Annotated in this window: 16 protein-coding genes and 2 pseudogenes; 9 read left to right on the plus strand and 9 right to left on the minus strand. The window is 73.2% G+C overall.

Annotated features, from left to right (window positions below; genetic code table 11):
• Nucleotides 1-3: 3 nt before the first annotated feature.
• From ABTZ58_RS33905 to ABTZ58_RS33920, 4 genes are all read right to left on the minus strand, one after another.
• Nucleotides 4-2,346: a SpoIIE family protein phosphatase gene (locus ABTZ58_RS33905; protein WP_351365341.1), complete on the minus strand. Its 2,343-nt coding sequence runs from the start codon at nucleotides 2,344-2,346 to the stop codon at nucleotides 4-6.
• Nucleotides 2,347-2,421: 75 nt separating this feature from the next.
• Nucleotides 2,422-2,889: a peroxiredoxin gene (locus tag ABTZ58_RS33910; protein WP_351365344.1), complete on the minus strand. Its 468-nt coding sequence runs from the start codon at nucleotides 2,887-2,889 to the stop codon at nucleotides 2,422-2,424.
• Nucleotides 2,886-3,266 carry a DoxX family protein gene (locus tag ABTZ58_RS33915; RefSeq protein ID WP_351365347.1) on the minus strand — a complete coding sequence of 127 codons (381 nt, stop codon included), beginning with the start codon at nucleotides 3,264-3,266 and terminating at the stop codon, nucleotides 2,886-2,888. The genes ABTZ58_RS33910 and ABTZ58_RS33915 overlap by 4 nt, the downstream gene beginning before the upstream one ends.
• A gap of 49 nt (nucleotides 3,267-3,315) precedes the next feature.
• Complete coding sequence (locus ABTZ58_RS33920) at nucleotides 3,316-4,077, minus strand: AraC family transcriptional regulator (protein ID WP_351365350.1); 762 nt, start codon at nucleotides 4,075-4,077, stop codon at nucleotides 3,316-3,318.
• Between the two features lie 126 nt (nucleotides 4,078-4,203).
• Between ABTZ58_RS33920 and ABTZ58_RS33925 the strand changes: the two genes are divergently transcribed.
• Entirely contained in the window at nucleotides 4,204-5,361 is a 1,158-nt protein-coding gene (locus ABTZ58_RS33925) for an MFS transporter (protein ID WP_351365353.1), read from the plus strand.
• A 61-nt stretch (nucleotides 5,362-5,422) separates the two neighbouring features.
• Here the strand turns inward: ABTZ58_RS33925 and ABTZ58_RS33930 are convergent.
• Nucleotides 5,423-5,940, minus strand: a pseudogene (locus ABTZ58_RS33930) (MarR family winged helix-turn-helix transcriptional regulator).
• A gap of 139 nt (nucleotides 5,941-6,079) precedes the next feature.
• On the opposite strand from ABTZ58_RS33930, the gene ligD reads away from it, so the two are divergent.
• The 4 genes and pseudogenes from ligD (at nucleotide 6,080) to hemC (ending at nucleotide 10,158) form a co-directional block, all read left to right on the plus strand.
• On the plus strand, nucleotides 6,080-7,060 hold the full coding sequence (ligD, locus tag ABTZ58_RS33935; protein ID WP_351365356.1) for a non-homologous end-joining DNA ligase: 981 nt from the start codon (nucleotides 6,080-6,082) through the stop codon (nucleotides 7,058-7,060).
• A 140-nt stretch (nucleotides 7,061-7,200) separates the two neighbouring features.
• Nucleotides 7,201-7,974, plus strand: coding sequence for an NPP1 family protein (locus ABTZ58_RS33940; RefSeq protein WP_351365359.1), 774 nt, complete (start codon nucleotides 7,201-7,203; stop codon nucleotides 7,972-7,974).
• Nucleotides 7,975-8,072: 98 nt separating this feature from the next.
• A pseudogene (locus ABTZ58_RS33945) lies at nucleotides 8,073-9,153 on the plus strand (questin oxidase family protein).
• Nucleotides 9,154-9,222: 69 nt separating this feature from the next.
• The gene (gene hemC, locus ABTZ58_RS33950; protein ID WP_351365362.1) at nucleotides 9,223-10,158 is read left to right on the plus strand and encodes a hydroxymethylbilane synthase; all 936 of its coding nucleotides are present in this window, start codon (nucleotides 9,223-9,225) and stop codon (nucleotides 10,156-10,158) included.
• 29 nt (nucleotides 10,159-10,187) lie between these two features.
• On the opposite strand, the gene ABTZ58_RS33955 is transcribed toward hemC, so the two are convergent.
• Nucleotides 10,188-10,709 (minus strand): hypothetical protein, encoded by a 522-nt coding sequence (locus tag ABTZ58_RS33955; RefSeq protein ID WP_351365365.1) that lies wholly within the window; start codon nucleotides 10,707-10,709, stop codon nucleotides 10,188-10,190.
• A gap of 575 nt (nucleotides 10,710-11,284) precedes the next feature.
• Here ABTZ58_RS33955 and ABTZ58_RS33960 point away from each other — a divergent pair.
• Nucleotides 11,285-12,076, plus strand: coding sequence for an RNA polymerase sigma factor SigF (locus ABTZ58_RS33960; protein WP_351365368.1), 792 nt, complete (start codon nucleotides 11,285-11,287; stop codon nucleotides 12,074-12,076).
• A gap of 39 nt (nucleotides 12,077-12,115) precedes the next feature.
• Here ABTZ58_RS33960 and ABTZ58_RS33965 read toward each other — a convergent pair whose 3' ends face one another.
• Nucleotides 12,116-12,436 carry an ANTAR domain-containing protein gene (locus ABTZ58_RS33965; protein WP_351365371.1) on the minus strand — a complete coding sequence of 107 codons (321 nt, stop codon included), beginning with the start codon at nucleotides 12,434-12,436 and terminating at the stop codon, nucleotides 12,116-12,118.
• A gap of 251 nt (nucleotides 12,437-12,687) precedes the next feature.
• On the opposite strand from ABTZ58_RS33965, the gene ABTZ58_RS33970 reads away from it, so the two are divergent.
• Nucleotides 12,688-13,491, plus strand: coding sequence for a VOC family protein (locus ABTZ58_RS33970; protein WP_351365375.1), 804 nt, complete (start codon nucleotides 12,688-12,690; stop codon nucleotides 13,489-13,491).
• 60 nt (nucleotides 13,492-13,551) lie between these two features.
• Here the strand turns inward: ABTZ58_RS33970 and glgX are convergent, their stop codons facing one another.
• Nucleotides 13,552-15,708, minus strand: coding sequence for a glycogen debranching protein GlgX (glgX, locus tag ABTZ58_RS33975; RefSeq protein ID WP_351365378.1), 2,157 nt, complete (start codon nucleotides 15,706-15,708; stop codon nucleotides 13,552-13,554).
• Nucleotides 15,705-16,217, minus strand: a complete 513-nt coding sequence (locus ABTZ58_RS33980; RefSeq protein WP_351365381.1) for a pep a2 — start codon at nucleotides 16,215-16,217, stop codon at nucleotides 15,705-15,707. The genes glgX and ABTZ58_RS33980 overlap by 4 nt, the downstream gene beginning before the upstream one ends.
• Nucleotides 16,218-16,580: 363 nt before the next feature.
• Between ABTZ58_RS33980 and ABTZ58_RS33985 the strand changes: the two genes are divergently transcribed.
• Nucleotides 16,581-16,901, plus strand: coding sequence for a DUF5133 domain-containing protein (locus ABTZ58_RS33985; RefSeq protein WP_351365384.1), 321 nt, complete (start codon nucleotides 16,581-16,583; stop codon nucleotides 16,899-16,901).
• A gap of 71 nt (nucleotides 16,902-16,972) precedes the next feature.
• Nucleotides 16,973-17,543: maltotransferase domain-containing protein (locus tag ABTZ58_RS33990; RefSeq protein WP_351365387.1), on the plus strand; the 571-nt coding region annotated here is incomplete at its 3' end.

The raw sequence follows: 17,543 nt of genomic DNA on the forward strand, positions 1-17,543 counted from the left end.
CGGTCAGAGCAGCGGTGTGAGGGGCTGCTCGCACCAGATGGTCTTGCCGCGCGTGGTCTGCCGGCTGCCCCAGCGCTGGGTGAGCTGGGCGACGAGCAGCAGTCCCCGTCCGCCCTCGTCGTCCTGGTGGGCCCGCCGCAGGTGCGGAGAGGTCGAACTGCCGTCGGAGACCTCGCAGATGAGGGTCCGGTCGCGGATCAGCCGCAGCTGGATGGGCGGGGCGCCGTAGCGGATGGCGTTGGTGACCAGTTCGCTGACGACGAGTTCGGTGACGAAGGCCGTCTCGTCCAGGCCCCACGCGGTGAGCTGTTCGGTCGCTGCCTGCCGGGTGGCGGCCACCTGCGCGGGATCCGGTGTCACGTCCCAGGTGGCGACCTGTTCCGCGCCGAGCGCCCGGGTGCGGGCCAGCAGCAGGGCCACGTCGTCGCCTGGCACCTCCGGCAGGACGGACTTCAGCACGGTGTCGCAGAGGGCGTCGAGCGAGTCGGCGGGGAGGGTCAGGGCGCGGCACAGCTCGTCGGTGGCGTGGTCGACGTCGCGGTCGCGGTCCTCGACGAGGCCGTCGGTGTAGAGGGCGACGAGGGAGCCCTCGGGCAGCTGGAGCTCCGTCGCCTCGAACGGCAGCCCTCCGACGCCCAGCGGGGGCCCCGCGCTCATGGGGATCAGCCGGGCGGAGCCGTCGGGCAGCACCAGGGCGGGGGCGGGGTGCCCCGCGGCGGCCAGGTTCAGCCGGCGCGTGACGGGGTCGTAGACGGCGTAGAGGCAGGTCGCGCCCAGCTCCGGCACCTCTTCGCTCTCGTCGTCGGAGGCGAGATGGATGACCAGGTCGTCGAGGTGGGTGAGGAGTTCGTCCGGCGGCAGGTCCACGTCGGCGAGGGTGCGGACGGCCGTGACCAGCCGGCCCATGGTCGCCGAGGAGGGGATGCCGTGGCCGACGACGTCGCCGACGACCAGCGCCACGCGGCTGCCGGACAGCGGGATCACGTCGAACCAGTCGCCGCCGATGCCGGCCGCCGAGCCGGAGGGCAGATAGCGGTGGGCCATCTCGACGGCGGCCTGGCCCGGCAGGCCCTTGGGGAGCAGGCTGTGCTGCAGGGCCAGGGCGGTGGTGCGTTCGCGGGCGAAGCGGCGGGCGTTGTCGACGCAGACGGCGGCCCGGCTGGCGAGCTCCTCGGCGAAGACGGCGTCGTCCTCGCCGTAGTCGTCCGGCTGGTGGATGCGCACGGCGACGGCGACTCCGAGGGTGGTGCCGCGGGCCCGCAGCGGCACGGCCATCATCGAGTGCGCGCCCAGCCGGTAGGGGCGTCCGCCGGGGGCGCGGGCGTTGCGCTCGGCGACCCAGCGCATGAAGGACGGCTCCCCGGCCTGGCTGATGACGGCCCGGCCCTCCCGCATGGCGCGGGCGATGGGCGAGAAGGAGGGGTAGACGTCGACGTCTCCGAGGTGGACGGCGGCCTCCGGGGTTCCGTCGATGGCTGAGCCGTGGGCGACGCGGCGCAGCGAGATCTCCTCGGCGGCCACTGTCGGCGGCTCGTCCGCGCCGAGGACCCAGTCGAACAGGTCGACGCTCGCGAAGCCGGCGAACCGGGGCACGACGACCTCGACCAGTTCCTCGGCGGTGCGCACCACGTCCAGGGTGGTGCCGATGGCGGCCGCGGCCTCGTTCAGCAGGGCCAGCCGCTGCCTCGCCCAGTACTGCTCGGTGCTGTCGAACGCGGCCAGCGCGGTGCCGACGAGTTCCCCGGCGGCGTCCCGGACCGGCCACATCTCGGTGACCCAGGCGTGCTCGCGGTTCAGGGCCGGTGCGCCGGTGTAGCTCTCGTAGCGCAGCGGCCGGCCCGTCTCGGCGACCTGGCGCAGATGCCAGTTGAAGCCGCGGCTGTGCTCCGCCTCCTCCACCGTCTCCGGGAAGTGCCGGCCGAGCAGGTTCTCCTCGGACACGCCCATCACATGACAGGCGGCGTCGTTCAGCCGCAGGTAGCGCTGGTCGGTGTCGAAGACGGACATCGAGATGGACGCCTGCTGGAACGCGCGGCCCGCGAGCGAGGTCTCCGCCCGGCCGGGCGGCGCCGCGGTGATCACATAGCCGCCGGGGTCCCCGTCCCGCCCCGTCACGGGGCAGGCCTTGACACGGATGCCGACCAGGTAGCCGTCGCGGTGGCGCACCATGACGGTGCCCGACCGCGCCGACAGTGCCTCGGGCGGCACGTCCTCGGCGAGCAGCTCCCGTACGGCCCGGCCCACGGCTTCCGCCGACGGATAGCCGGTCAGCTGCCGGGCACCGTCGCTCCATCCCGTCACGATGCCGCGGGCATCGATGATCGCCGCGGCGGAGGCGTCCTCCATATCGTCCAGGATTATCCCTTTACGGCCCGGTATCAACCGCGTGGCCGCATGCGGGACGGGGCCAGCCCCGCGTGGTCAGCCCCGCGGGGACCGCAGCGCGGCGAGCGCCCGGTCGGCGTGCGCGTTCATGCGCAGCTCGCTGCGGACGACGTCCAGGACGGTGAAGTCCCGCGCTATGACGAACGTGGTGCGCCTGGTGGGGGCCAGGGAGAAGCCGCGCTTCACGCCGAACCGCTCGCGGACCGTGCCGTCGGCGTCGGAGAGCAGCGGCATGCCGAGGGCGTGCCGCCCGGCGAACTCCTGCTGCCGCTCGACGGCGTCGCCACTGATGCCGACGGGCCGCGCGCCGACGGCGGCGAACTCGGCGGCGAGGTCACGGAAGTGACAGGCCTGGGCGGTGCAGCCGGGGGTGAGGGCGGCAGGGTAGAAGAAGAGCACGACCGGCCCCTCGGCGAGCAGTCCGGACAGGCTGCGTTCGGTGCCGGTCTCGTCGGGCAGGGCGAAGTCCTCGACCGTGTCCCCGGTCTCCACGCGGGCGGTCACGACCGGCCCTGCGCGTTCCGCGCGACACCGCGCGCCCACAGCACGAGGGGCACCTGAAGGGGCAGCCGCCCGAAGGCCGCGGCCTTCTGCGGGGTGGGGCGGTGGCGCCAGTCGGCGGCCATCTTCACGTTGGCGGGGAACACGCCGACGAAGAACGCGGCCGTGGCCAGCGCGGCCGCCTTGCGGGTCCGGGGCACCGCGAGACCGGCGGCCAGGGCCAGCTCGGCGACCCCGCTGGCGTACGTCCAGGTCCGGGGCCTGCCCGGCAGTCCGCTCGGGATGGTCGCGTCGAAGGGACGGGGGGCGGCGAAGTGGGCGACGCCCGCGGTGGCCAGCAGGCCGGCGAGCAGCAGGGGCGAGCGTTCGGACCGGGGCACGGTTCCTCCTCAGGGGCCTGCCGCGCGATATTACTGGACGGTAGGCAGATCAGTGCTCCCGGCCCCGCGAGCGCCGGTGGTGGGTGCCGGGCGTGTAGCCGAACGAGCGGCGGAAGACGTCGATGAACGCGCTGGCGGAGGACCAGCCACAGCGGTGGGCGACGGTGGTGACGGGCAGGCCGTCGGCCAGCATCCGCAGGGCGTGGTAGAGCCGCGACTGGGTGCGCCACTGCGGGAAGGTCATGCCGAACTCGGTCCGGAACAGCCGGCTGAGGGTCCGTTCCCCCACCCCGGTCGCGGCCCCCAGCGCGCCGAGGGTGCGCGGGTCGGCCGGGTCGGCGTGCACGAGCGCGCAGACGGCGGCCAGCCGGGGGTCGGTAGGAGTGGGCAGACGCAGCGGTTGCTGGGGCGAGAGGCGCAACTGGTCGCGCAGCACGGCACACAGCCGCCGCCGCTCGGGGCTGTCGTCGCCGGGGTCGCGGGTGTAGGCGAGGATCAGCTCGCGCAGCAGCGGGCCGACGGCGAGGACGGCCGGGTGGTCCAGACGGAGGGGGTTGTCGCCGGCGGGCAGGCCGACCAGGTGCAGGTCGAGGCGGCCGTGGGCGCGGTGGGCGTGCACGGTGCCGGCCGGGATCCACAGGGCACGGGTGCCGGGAGCGAACCAGGTGCCCGCGTCGGTGGTGACCTCGACGACGCCGGAGCCCGCGTAGACGATCTGGTGGTCGTCGTGCCGGTGCGCGTCGATGCGGTCGCCGGCGGTGAGCCGCCGGGCCCGGGTCGGCGCCGTCGAGGTGTGGCGGATGTTCGGCACAGTCCGGCAGATTATCGGAAGCGGGCCACCGGACCGGCGGACGACGATCGCCGGGTGACCACTTCACAGCACAACCACGGCCGGAACCGGCGTCGCGGCCCGCGACCGGGGCGACCCGTCGCCTGGATGTCGACGGGGCACGCCTGTGTGGACGTCTACCAGGGGACCGTGGCCGCCCTGGTGCCGTACTTCGTCGCCGAGCGCGCCTACTCCTACGCCGCCGCGTCGGGTGTCGTCCTGGCGGCGTCCCTGCTGTCGTCGCTCGTACAGCCGCTGTTCGGGGTGCTCACCGACCGGTGGGCGATGCCGTGGCTGCTGCCGCTGAGCGCGCTGACGGCGGGGGCGGGCGTCGCGCTGAGCGGGGTGACCGGCTCCTACGGTCCAACCCTGGTGGTGGTCGCGGTGTCGGGCGTGGGGGTGGCCGCCTACCACCCGGAGGCCGCCCGGGTGGCGCGGGCGGTGGCGGGCGGCCGTCACACCGGGATGAGCTGGTTCTCCTTCGGCGGCAACGCCGGTTTCGCCCTGGCGCCGCTGCTGGTCTTCGCCGTCATGGGGGTGGGCGGTCTGGACGCCTCTCCCCTGCTGGCCGTCCCGGCCGTGCTGGGCGCCGTGCTGTGCGCGGTGGCCGTGCGCTCGGCCGGCCCGGGCAGCGGCGGCGCGGACGCGCGGCCCGCGGCCGGCCGGGACGACTGGCCGTCCTTCCTTCGCCTGTCGGGTGCCGTGGTCTGCCGGTCGGTGGTGTTCGTCGGCCTCGGCGCTTTCGTCTCGCTGTACGCGCGTCAGCGCACCGGCGGTGGGGAGGCGGCCGGTACGGCGGCGCTGTTCGTCCTCTACGCCGGGGGCGCGGTGGGGACGCTGGCCGGGGGCCGGCTGGCCGAGCGGTACGGTCGGACGGCCGTGGTCCGCCGGTCGTACACCCTGACGGTCCTGGCCGTGGCCGGGCTGGTCCTGGTGCCCGGGCCGGCGGTGTACCTGTTCGCCGCGCTGACGTCGGCGGGCCTGTACGTGCCGTTCTCGCTGCACCTCACCCTGGGCCAGGACTTCCTGCCCCGGCGGACGGGCACCGCCGGCGGCGTCACGCTCGGGCTGGCGGTGAGCGTGGGCGGTCTCGCGACTCCCGCCATCGGGGCGCTGGCCGACGCGACCTCCCTGCGCACGGCGCTGCTGCCGTTGATCGCCCTGCCCGCCCTGGGACGGCTGCTGCTGTGCGGGCTGCGCGACCCCGCCCCACCGGGAGCGACGGCGACCGAGCGGACGGACCCTCGCGACCCGGCGGCACGGTGACGGATATCCGCCCACCACGAGCCGGACACCTCCGATCCCCGGCCGCCGGGACAGTCGCGCCTCAGCCCTTTCCGGCCGCTCCGGCGGACCGCGCTTCCGGTTCCTCCTCCACCGCGTGCGCCAGGAAGTCGTCCACCATGCGGTGGAACAGCGTGGCCAGTTGCCGCAGTTCCTCCGGCGACCAGTCCGACAGAGCCAGCTGCATGCCGCGCACCCCGGCCTCGCCTCGCGGACCTTGGTGATGGCCTGCCGGCCCGCGTCGGTCAGTTTCGATGCGCTGGGCCCGGCGGTCGTCCGGGTCGGGGACGCGGGTGACGTACCCGGCCTTCTGCAACTGCTGCACCATGCGCGTGACGTGCGAGGCCCCCACGCCCAGCCGCGCCGCCAGCTCCCCCGGCCGCAACGGCTCGGAGTCGGCCGCAGCAGCGCGACGGCGGCCCGGTCGAGCGGCACGCCCGCCAGGGCCGTCAGCCGGTCGTGCTGACGGGCGCGCGTGCTCAGGTACGAGATCCGGGTGAGCGCGCGCTCGATCTCGGCGACTTCCGCCGGGGGGACGCCGGGGAGCGATGGTGTGGCCATGCGCGCCACCTCAACCATATCGCTGCATAGCGCAAGTAAATCCCACGAGCGGCGGGACGACCACCGAGGTCAGCGCCGTTCAGGGGAAACACACGACATCCGGGCGTGACCCCGCCCCGGCCCGTCGACAACTCAACCCGTGGACCTGCCGCTGATCCCGCCCATGCTCGCCACGTCCGGCTCCCTGCCGCCCGCCGCACAGGACACCCGCTGGGCCTACGAGACCAAGCAGGACGGCCAGCGCGTGGTGGTCTACCTCCCCGGCGACGGCAGCGTGCTGCTGCGGGCCCGGTCGGGTGACGAGATCACGGCCGCCTACCCCGAGCTGCGGCCCCTGGGCACCGCCCTCGGTACCACCCCGGCCGTGCTGGACGGGGAGATCCTGGCCCTGGACGCACAGGGCCGCGCCAGCTTCCAGTTGCTGCAGTCCCGCATGGGCCTCGCCCACTCCCCCGCGCGGGCCGCACGGCGGGCGGCGGAGGTGCCGGCCCATCTCGTCCTGTTCGACGTCATGCACCTGGCGGGCCGGTCACTGCTGCGCCTGCCCTACACGCGACGCCGCTCGGCGCTGGAGGACCTCGGCCTGACCGGCCCCTCCTGGTCGACCCCGGCCGCGCTCGTCGGCCACGGCGCCGAGGCGCTGCGCGCCACCCGCGAGCACGGCCTGGAGGGCCTGGTCTGCAAGCGGCTGGACTCGGTGTACGAACCGGGGGTGCGCTCCCGCGCCTGGATCAAGATCCGCAACATGCTCACCGAGGACGTGCTGGTCGGCGGCTGGCAGCCCGGGAAGGGGCGGCTCACCGGACTGCCGGGCGCGGTCCTGGTCGGGCAGCGCGCCGCGGGCAGGCTGCGCTACGTCGGAAGCGTGGGCACCGGCTGGAGCGAGGCCGAGCGCACGGAACTGGCCGGGCTGCTGGCGGCCGCCGCCACGGACGTCTGCCCCTTCGACCCGGCCCCGCGCGCTCCGGGCGCCCACTGGGTCGTCCCCCGGCTGGTCGGCGAGGTCCGCTACAGCACCCGCACCCGGGAGGGTCTGCTGCGCCAGCCGTCCTGGTTGCGGCTGCGGCCGGACCTCGCACCCGAGGAGGCGGCGGCCGACATCCCGGACGACCTGGCCTGAATCGGCCCTGGGAGCGCCAACTATTGGGCTGTGATTCACCGTTGGGACCTCCCACCCCTCTTGGCATGGACGCGTTCAGCCTGGAAGCTGAACCTCCCTTTCCCCCACAGCCGTTGGGCTGCGCCCAAGAGGAGGACGCAGTGTCGTCACGCCCGTTCGCATCGCGCAGAAATTGGCTCACCGGGGCAGCCGGTGCCGCCGTCCTGGTCCTCGCCTTCCCCGCCACGGCCTTCGCCGCCCCGCCGCCGGCCCTGCCCGCCCACGCGGAGGCACTGGAGCGGACGTACCAGCCGGCCTACGACTACGACACCGACGGCTGTTACTCCTCGCCCGCGATCGGTCCGGACGGCGCCGTCAACGGCGGACTGAACCCGACCGGCGCCCTGAACGGCAACTGCCGGGACGCCTCCGACCTCGACAACACCAACGGCTACTCGCGCTACAAGTGCAACAACGGCTGGTGCGCGATCCTGTACGCCCTGTACTTCGAGAAGGACCAGGCGCTGGCGGGCAGCAGCATCGGCGGCCACCGGCACGACTTCGAGCACGTCGCCGTGTGGGTGCAGGACAACCAGGTCAAGTACGTCTCGACGTCCAACCACGGCTCGTTCACCGTGCACGCGGCGTCCTCGGTCCGCTTCGACGGCACGCACCCGAAGATCGTCTACCACAAGGACGGCATCAGCACGCACTGCTTCCGGCTGGCCAACTCCAACGACGAGCCGCCGGAGAACCACAAGGGCACCTGGCAGTACCCGCCGCTGGTCGGCTGGAACGGCTACCCGGCCGGGGTGCGCGACAAGCTCACGTCGTACAACTTCGGCAGCGCCAACTTCGGGCTGAAGGACGCGAGTTTCGCCGGCCACCTGGCCTCGGCCAAGCCGTCGGGCATCGCCTTCGACCCGTACGCGTGACGCCGGCCGGCCCGGCCGGGGGCCCAGGTCCCCGGCCGGACCGGTTCTCCGCCCCGCGTCCGATCCCCCACGTCCGTACGGCCGCGTACCGTCCCGTCATGGACACGTACGACACGACGGGGACGCTCGAAGAGGCCCTCGAACGCCTCCACGCCTCGGGCCCGGAGCGGCTCGGCAGGCTCACCAACCACGCCCCCATGGTCGTGGAGGCGCTCGCCGCGCACGGCCGGGTGGACGCCGTGCACCGCTGGCTGGACCAGTACCGGCCCAAACTGGAGGACCTCCCCCGGCCCTTCGCTCCCGTCACGGACGCCGACTGGCGCGAGGCACTGGGCGATCCGCGCCGGGCCGCGGACTGGATCGCCCTTTTCCGCCGCGCACTGGCCGAACAGCCCTGGCGGGACGTCCTCGCCGTCTGGTGGCCGCGCCTGCTGCCCGGCCTCTACGGCGGCTCCACGCACCCCGGCCGCCGGGTCCGGGCGGGGCCTGGGTCGTGCCGGGCTGCGGGTAGCCGTAGCCACCGCCCTGACCCATCCGCGTCGGCCACGCCGTACGGGCCCTGGAAGCCGGGGAGAACGGGCCGCGGCTCGCCGAACTCGCCCACGGCCTGGGCTACTGGGCGGCCCGGCACCGCCCCGTGTCCCGCATCGCGCCCCTGCCCGCACCGCCGGACGCCGCGCGGTCGCTGGACGCCCCCCCGATCAGCGACCTCCGGGGCGGCTTCCCCGACCGGCTGACGGCCGTCCGGCGGCTGCCGCGGTGGGCGGGCGACTCACCGACCCGGACACGGCCCGGGCCCGCCCGACCGAGCTGGTCCGGGCCGCCACCCACCGGTACGCCACCCACGGCCACGGCGAGGAGACCATGCTCGTGCACGCGGCTACGGCGCCCAACGCCGTGCTGCGCGCCCTTGCTTCCCTGCCGCGTTCGCTGTGGGCGCCGAGTCTGCGCGCCGCGTGGACCGCCTCCGCGGCGGTCACCGCCATGTACACCCCGGCGGAGGCCGCCCCCGTTCCCGCGCCCGGCCGCACGGCGCAGGAGGTGCTGGACCGGGCCCTCGCCCACGGCGACGAGCACGTCATCAAGCTCACCGACACCGCCCTCGACGTCGGCGACGAGCGGGCCCTGGCCGCGGCCCTGCGGGCGGTCGAGCTGAGCGAGCCGCTCAACCCGAACTGACGTGCGCCGCCGGGCGATCGGGGGGCGGTACGGCACAGGCGCGCCCCGCAGAGGGTCTATCGTGGCGGCATGTCCGTCCCCGAACTGATCCGCATCGTCTCCCGCGACTCCCCCATGGCCCTCGCCCAGGTGGAGCGCGTCCGGACCGAGCTGGCCACCGCCCACCCGGGGGTGCGCACCGAGGTCGTCCCGGTGAAGACCACCGGCGACAAGTGGATGGGCGATCTGTCCCAGGTGGAGGGCAAGGGCGCGTTCACCAAGGAGGTCGACGCGGCACTGCTGGCCGGCGAGGCGGATCTCGCCGTGCACTGCGTGAAGGACGTGCCCGCCGACCGGCCGCTCCCGGCGGGCACGGTGTTCGCCGCGTTCCTCAAGCGGGACGACATCCGCGACGCCCTGATCCACCCGGGCGGGCTCACCCTGGACGAGCTGCCGGCCGGAACCCGGATCGGCACCTCCTCGGTGCGCCGGGTCGCCCAACTGGCCGCCACGCACCCGCATCTGCAGTGCGTGCCGTTCCGGGGCAACGCCAACCGGCGCCTGGCGAAGCTGGCGGCCGGCGAGGCCGACGCCCTGCTGCTCGCCGTCTCCGGGCTGGAGCGCATCGGCCGGACGGACGTGATCAGCGAGATCCTCTCGACCGAGACGATGATGCCGCCCATCGGCGCGGGCGTCCTGGCGCTCCAGTGCCGTGAGGACGACGCCGACCTGATCGACGCGGTCAGCGGCCTGGGCGATCCGGACACCTACCGGGAGACCACGGCCGAGCGCATGTTCCTGCACGTGCTGCAGGGGCACTGCAACAGCCCGATCGCCGGGTTCGCACGGGTGGACCGCAGCGGTGAACTGTCCCTGCGGGCCTGTGTGTTCACCCCGGACGGCAAGACGCGGCTGAACGCCCACGAGTGGGCGGGACGGCTCGATCCGGCCACGCTCGGCACCTCGGTCGCCGTGGCCCTGCTGCGCCAGGGCGCCCGCGAGATCATCGACGGCATCCCGCACTGACCCCCGCGGCACCCGGACGCCGGCCCGGATCAGGCGGTGCCTTCCTCCGCCTGATCTCTCAGGAACGCGCTCACCTGGTGCGCCAGGCTGTCCCGCACCGCGCCCTGCTGAGCCTCCGCGGTCCCCCCGGGCGCGCCGATGGACCCCGACCAGAGCCGGCGGTCCGTCCACTCCTCGTCGACCCGCAACTGCACCTGGACGTCCACCAGCCCCAGCGACGCCTCGGGTCCCGCCGCGTACAGCACGGCGGTGACCCGGCGCAGCGGATAGACGTCGAAGCCCTCGATGAACTGGGAGTTGCGCCAGTCGAGGAAGGCGCTCTCGCCGTCGGGACCCACGCGGACGTCGATCTGACCGTCCTCCAGGTGGATGCCGAGGTGCCGGCTGCCCCGGTTCTCGACGGTCACGCGCAGGCAGAAGTACGTCAGGCCGTCGGCGGCGTCGTCGCGGCCGCGGGGCGGCTCGGCCGCTTCCAGACGGTGGACGCGGACGCGCAGACCGGCGTGCTCGTCGTACTCCTGCCAGTCCCCGACCACGTTCGGCTCGTACACGCTGCACCTCTCGACCTCTGGAAGCTGCTTCCTATCTGTGGTCTCAGCGCACTGTCAAATGAGCAGAATGCGCTGTGGCCAGGCAGTTCATCCCATTTGATCGGTGATCAAGCCGTGCCCAGCGGTTATCCGGGAAGAAGTCGAGAAAGCGCTTGCCCGGGCGTGCCGCACATCACTTCCAGGAGTGAAGATCACTGGGCCGGCCGGCCCAGCGGGCCCCGGGGCGTCCGCCTGCCGACCGCCTGGAGCGGGCCAGGGTCGACACCGGGCCGGCCGCGAGTCCGAGATCGCCGGCCCTCCCGCCGCAGGCCCCGCCGCACCACCGCTGGACTCCGACGAGCGGTCAAGACGGGTCACGGAATGGTCGCGCCTGCCGCGACGGCGCCAAAGAACTCCGAATGCCGTATTGTCGGAATTGTTTCTTTATGTCGCTGCCCGGGCATGGGCAGTGAAGTGCTTCGGACAGGAGGCACGTCCGTGGGAGCCGGCCCCCTGGCCCCGGGTGCCCCGTGAGGTCCGGTCCGCGCCTCCCATGGTGACCGTCCCTTCCGCACCTGCTCAGGGAGGTGCGCACCATGCGTATCGCCGGCGGCACCCGAACGCACCCCCATGACGACGCCCCCGACACCGCCGAGGCGTTCGCCCGCCTCGTGCGGATGCCCGAGGGGCCCGAGCGCAAGGCACTGCGCGACGAACTGGTCGAGGCCTGGCTGCCGATGGCGGAACGGATCGCCGTCCGCTTCCGGGGCCGCGGTGAGGCCCTGGAGGACCTGTACCAGGTGGCCGCCCTCGGGCTCGTCAAGGCCGTCGACCACTACGACCCGGCACGCGGCAACGCCTTCGAGGCCTACGCCGTGCCGACGGTCACCGGCGAGATCAAACGCCACTTCCGTGACCACATGTGGACGCTGCACGTCCCGCGCCGGGTCCAGGACCTGCGCAACCGGGTGCGGCACGCCGTCAAGGAACTGTCGCAGACCACTTCCGGCCGCTCCCCCACCGTCGCCGAGATCGCCGAGTACGCCCAGCTCACCGAGGGCGAGGTGCGCACCGGCATGGAGGCGCTGGAGTGCTTCTCCGCGCTGTCGCTGGAGGCGGAGATGCCCGGCACCGACGGCTACGCCCTCGGCGACGCGATCGGCGGGCCCGACCCGGCCTTCGACACCGTCGTCAACCGCGTGGCCGTCAAGCCCTGCCTGCAGGCGCTGCCGGAGCGCGAGCGGGTCATCCTCTACCTGCGGTTCTTCAAGGGTATGACGCAGAGCCGCATCGCCGAGCAGCTCGGGATCTCGCAGATGCACGTCTCCCGGCTGCTCAGCAGTTGCTTCGCCCATCTGCGTGAGGAGCTGCTCGCCGAGAACCGGTGAGCGGCGGGGCGCGCAGCCGTTGCCGTGCCGCCGGACGGGTCACCCCTCCGGCGGCGCTCCGGGAATCTGGGTCGGCCCGGCGCGGTCCAGCGCGTCCTCCAGCGCGGCCCGTATCTCCTCGGGCATCAGGCCGGTACGGCCCCACACGAGGATCAGCTCGGCGACGTTGCGCAGCTTGATGTTGGTGTGCTGGGAGACCTCCTTCAGCACCTCCCACCCCTGGTCGGGCGAGACCCGGCCGAGCGCCACGACCATTCCTATCGCCTGGTCCACGACGGCGTGGGAGACCACGGCCTCCTTCAGCTGCTGGACCTCCTCCTGCAGTGCGAGGATCCGCTCCGAGCCCCCGTCCGTGGGCATGGTCACCTCCGGGTCCGGTGCGCCGCTGTCCCGATGGCCTCACAGAGTGCTTGAGTGCCTTGACGCAGTGTCCGACCCTTCCATGGTCGTCACTCGGCCCGCCCGGTGCCACCGGGGCGGAGCAGCCGGTTCCGGGCACCGTTTCGGCAGCGCCGCCGGGGTACTCGGCAGGCGCCCGCAACGGTTCCGGTCGGACACTGGTGTCATCCCTCCGGTGGCTGCCGGGCCGACGAGATCAGGACGCGACTGCCATGAACCACGACATGCCCACCTCCTCCGGCACGAAGGACGTGCTCTCCTCGCACTCCGTGTTCGGGGCACCCTGCTGGGTGAGCCTGACCAGCCGCGACGTCAAAGCGACCGAGGAGTTCTACGGGGCCGTCCTGGGCTGGCAGTGGCGGCCCGCCAAGCTCGGCGACCGGTTCCGGATCGCGCTGGCGGACGGCTCGCCGGTGGCCGGGATCGCCGGGGTGGCGACGATGTGGCAGATGGCGGTGGCGTGGACGCCCTACTTCGCCGTGCGCAGCGCGGACGAGGCGGTGGCGCGGGTGCAGGAGCGCATGGGCACGACCGCCGTCGGCCCGATCTCGCTGCCGCCCGGGCGGGCGGCCCTGCTCGCCGACCGGGACGGGGCCACCTTCGGGATCTGGGAGGGCGACCTGTTCACCGACTGGGAGACCTGGCGCAACGCGCAGCCGGCCTTCATCACGCTGCACACCCGGGACGCCTTCGACGCGGCGATCTTCTACGGCGAGGTCCTCGACTGGGCCTCGGGGCGTCCCGGCTGCTGCGAGGTCCACTACGAGGGCGGCGAGGTCGTGCTGCGCAGCCGCGGTGACGTGGTGGCGCGGATCGAGTCGGGCGCGCTGGAGGCGGCCCCCGATCCCACGATCCGGCCGCACTGGCAGGTCCACTTCACGGTCGACGACGTGGAGGCCTGCGCCCGGGCCGCGGAACTGCACGGCGGCAGCGTGCTGTCCAAGGGCCGTGACGAGGCGGTGCTGCGCGACCACGACGGCGCCCAGTTCACGGTGACGGTACGCCGCGACCGCTGACGGCACGGACGAAGGCCCCGCGGACCCTCCGGTCCGCGGGGCCTTCCTCCGTCCGCCGGGTCAGCGGTCCGTGCCGCCCGTGGCGCGGGACGGCCGGGACAGCAGGACCAGGCTGCGGGCCCCGACGGTCAGGCCCGTGCCCGCCTTGTGCTCCGCCTCGTCGGGCATGCCCTCCGGGTCGGCGGTGTCGATCAGGGCCGTCCAGCGTTCGCCGTAGGCGGCGTCCGGGAGGCGGAAGTCGACCGGCTCCCAGTGGCTGTTGAGCAGCAGCAGGAAGGAGTCGTCGACCACGGGGCGGCCGCGCGCGTCGGGTTCGGCGATGGCGTCGCCGTTGAGGAAGACGCCGACGGAGTGCGCGTCGCCGCGCTGCCAGTCGTCGTCGGTCATCTCGGAGGCGTCGGGCGCCAGCCACACCAGGTCGGGCAGCGGCTGGTCGGCGCGGGTCAGGGTCTCGCCGAGGAAGAAGCGGCGCCGGCGCAGCACGGGGTGGCCGGTGCGCAGCCGGATGACGTACCGGGTGAACTCCAGCAGGGCGCGCTGCTCCTCGGTGAGCCGCCAGTCGATCCAGGAGATCTCGCTGTCCTGGCAGTAGGCGTTGTTGTTGCCGCGCTGGGTGCGCCCGAGTTCGTCGCCGTGGCAGAGCATCGGGATGCCCTGGGACAGCAGCAGTGTGGCGAGGAAGTTGCGCTGCTGGCGGCCGCGCAGTTCGAGGACCGCCGGGTCGCGGGTGGGGCCCTCGGCGCCGCAGTTCCAGGACCGGTTGGTGCTCTCGCCGTCCTGGTTGTCCTCGCCGTTGTCCTCGTTGTGCTTGTCGTTGTACGAGACGAGGTCACGCAGCGTGAAGCCGTCGTGCGCGGTGACGAAGTTGACGCTGGCCCGGGGGCGGCGGCGGCTGTGCTGGTACAGGTCGGAGGAGCCGGTCAGCCGGGAGGCGAACTCGCCGAGGGTGTGGTCCTCGCCGCGCCAGAAGTCCCGCACCGCGTCGCGGTACATGCCGTTCCACTCCGACCACAGCGGCGGGAAGTTGCCCACCTGGTAGCCGCCCTCGCCGACGTCCCACGGCTCGGCGATCAGCTTGACGCGGCTGATCACCGGGTCCTGCTGGATGAGGTCGAAGAACGCCGACAGCCGGTCCACCTCGTGGAACTGCCGGGCCAGGGTCGCCGCGAGGTCGAAGCGGAAGCCGTCGACGTGCATCTCGGTGACCCAGTACCGCAGCGAGTCCATGATCAGCTGCAGGACGTAGGGGTGACGCATCAGCAGGCTGTTGCCGGTGCCGGTGGTGTCGTAGTAGTGCTCCCAGTCGCCGTCGACCAGGCGGTAGTACGAGGAGTTGTCGATGCCGCGGAAGGACAGGGTGGGGCCCATGTGGTTGCCCTCGGCGGTGTGGTTGTAGACCACGTCGAGGATCACCTCGAGCCCGGCCTCGTGCAGGGTCTTCACCATCTGCTTGAACTCGGCGACCTGCCGGCCGCGGGTGCCGTGGGCGGCGTAGCCGTTGTGCGGCGCGAAGAAGCCGATGGTGTTGTAGCCCCAGTAGTTCGACAGGCCCCGGTCGTGCAGCACGCCGTCGTGGACGAACTGGTGGACCGGCATCAGCTCCACCGACGTGACGCCCAGCGAGGTGAGGTGGTCGACCACGGCGGGGTGGGCCAGCCCGGCGTAGGTGCCGCGCAGGGCCTCGGGCACCTCGGGGTGGGTGCGGGTCAGGCCCTTGACGTGTGCCTCGTAGATCACGGTGTCGGCGTACGCCCGGCAGGGCCGGGTGTCGTCGCCCCAGTCGAAGGCGGGGTCGGTCACCACGCCGAGCATGGTGTGCCCGGCGCTGTCGGCCGGGTCGGGCCCGTCCGGGTTCCGCTCGTAGAGCGAGGGGTGGTTGTCGATCTGCCCGTCCACCGCCCGGGCGTACGGGTCCAGCAGCAGCTTGGCCGGGTTGCAGCGGTGACCCGCGGCCGGGGCCCACGGCCCGTGTACGCGGTAGCCGTAGCGCTGGCCGGGGCCGACGCCGGGGAGGTAGCCGTGCCAGACGAAGCCGTCGACCTCGTTCAGCGGTACCGGGGTGTGGGTGCCGTCGTCGTCGACGAGGACCAGTTCCACCCGTTCGGCGACCTCGCTGAAGAGCGCGAAGTTGGTGCCCTCCCCGTCGTAGGCCGCACCCAGCGGGTAGGGGCGCCCGCTCCACGCGGACACCCCTTTCCGTGTCTGCCGCCGGGTCACCGGGCCTCCTCCAGGAGCTCGTCCGGGAGGACGGCCGGGCCGGCCAGCTGTGTCACGCGCACTTCTCGGGGCACTTCGAGGCCTTCGCTCTCCTGCGGGGCGGGCGCGGTCGGCACCAGCGGGACGCGCTCGCCGGCGCGGGCGCGCTGCGAGAACCAGATGACCTTGCTGCCGGTCTCGGTGGCGCAGCAGCCCCAGCCGTCGCTCACGGCCGCGAGGTGCTCCAGGCACCCGCGCAGCTCCTGGTCCGGGCGCACCGCCCGGTCGTTGTCCCCGATGGCGGTGATCAGGTGCTGCCCGTTCCACCACATCTCGATCGACGTCTTCTTGTCCTTGGCGTGTTCGTCGATGGCCTTGAGCAGCATCTCGACACCGCCGCAGACGGGCTGGACCAGGTTGTCCAGGTCCCAGAACCTCAGGTGAGCGGCCAGAATGCGGCTGACCTGTCCCACCCGGTCCGGGCTGACTTCCACGTCGAGGTGGTAGTAGCAGGGCACTGCGGTCTTCATCGGTCGGCTCCTCACCGCGAAGCTCAGCTCCTCCTCGTTCCCGCGGTCCTGCGGGACGAGCCCCGAACACGGAACGTGAGCACGTATCGCTTCTGAGTCACCCTCAGCCTGAGGGTGCTAGCCCGTTCGTGCAACACGAGCGCACCTTTGAGGCGGCAGTGCACACATGTGAGCGGGTCGCGGTGGTCCGAACGGCGCAGCCGAACCGCCATTGGTTGAACGTCCAACAAGACGCTGTGTCGTCACACGTGCACCATGTGTGAAGAACTCGATCGCCGTTACGGGTCCGTGTCGCTGAGCGCACGGCACGCCGTCCGACCGTCGGGAGACCGTGCCCCTCGAGCCCGAAAGGTGATCGGCGCCATGCTGCTACCCGCCAAAGCCGAAGTCGCCCGGCAGTTGCGGCGTTACCGGGCCTGGGAACGCGTGATGCTCGCGGCACCGGACGACCGCACCGTGCGGGCCACCTTCGAGGACTCCGGCTACACCCTCTGCGTGCTGATGGGCAAACGCTGTGCGCGCGAGGCGGCGGACGCGGCCGAACGGTATCTGCGCGCGAACCAGGTCGCCCGTCTGAAGGAACCGGACGTCGAGCGGCCCCGTCCGGCCGCCGTCGGACGAAGAGCACCGGCCGTCGACCGCCGCGCGCCTGCGGCCGAACGCCGATCCCCCGCGGGAAGGTAACGCCCTTCCCGCACGACTGTCCCCCGACCGGGCCCCCGGCCCGGCTCACGAGCACGGTGGAGGTGAGGACCATGAGCAAGACCCGGCCCATCGGCCGTATCCCGGTACGGGACGTCCGGCCTGCGGTGGACAACGGCAACCGGCCGGCCAAGGCGGTCGTGGGCGAGACGTTCGAGGTCACCGCCACCGTGTTCCGGGAGGGGCACGACGCCGTCGCCGCCAACGTCGTCCTGAAGGACCCCGAGGGCCGCCCCGGCCCGTGGACCCGGATGCGGGAGCTCGCCCCCGGCAGCGACCGCTGGGGCGCCGAGGTCACCGCGCGGACCGAGGGCCGCTGGACGTACCGAGTGGAGGCATGGAGCGATCCGGTGGCCACCTGGCGCCACGCGGCGGGCATAAAGGTCCCGGCGGGCATCGACCCGGGCCTGGTCCTGGAGGAGGGTGCCGACCTCCACGAGCGGGCGGCGGCCGGCGTGCCGAAGGATGCCGGCCGCGCCGTGCTGCTGGACGCGGCACGGACCCTGCGCGACGACACGCTGCCTCCGGCGTCACGGCTGGCGGCGGCGCTGACGCCCGAGGTGGACGCGGTGCTGGGCCGGTACCCGCTGCGGGACCTGGTCACCAGCAGCGAGCCGCTGCCGC

The sequence above is a fragment of the Streptomyces sp. NPDC094143 genome (assembly GCF_040303825.1).
Classification (GTDB): domain Bacteria; phylum Actinomycetota; class Actinomycetes; order Streptomycetales; family Streptomycetaceae; genus Streptomyces.

Excerpts from the sequence above, each read along its gene's own strand:
- ABTZ58_RS33905 (WP_351365341.1), bottom strand. The coding sequence starts at position 2,346 with ATGGAGGACGCCTCCGCCGCGGCGATCATCGATGCCCGCGGCATCGTG.
- ABTZ58_RS33970 (WP_351365375.1), top strand. The coding sequence starts at position 12,688 with ATGAACCACGACATGCCCACCTCCTCCGGCACGAAGGACGTGCTCTCC.
- ABTZ58_RS33965 (WP_351365371.1), bottom strand. The coding sequence starts at position 12,436 with ATGCCCACGGACGGGGGCTCGGAGCGGATCCTCGCACTGCAGGAGGAG.
- ABTZ58_RS33985 (WP_351365384.1), top strand. The coding sequence starts at position 16,581 with ATGCTGCTACCCGCCAAAGCCGAAGTCGCCCGGCAGTTGCGGCGTTAC.
- ABTZ58_RS33980 (WP_351365381.1), bottom strand. The coding sequence starts at position 16,217 with ATGAAGACCGCAGTGCCCTGCTACTACCACCTCGACGTGGAAGTCAGC.
- ABTZ58_RS33925 (WP_351365353.1), top strand. The coding sequence starts at position 4,204 with ATGTCGACGGGGCACGCCTGTGTGGACGTCTACCAGGGGACCGTGGCC.
- hemC (WP_351365362.1), top strand. The coding sequence starts at position 9,223 with ATGTCCGTCCCCGAACTGATCCGCATCGTCTCCCGCGACTCCCCCATG.
- ABTZ58_RS33960 (WP_351365368.1), top strand. The coding sequence starts at position 11,285 with ATGCGTATCGCCGGCGGCACCCGAACGCACCCCCATGACGACGCCCCC.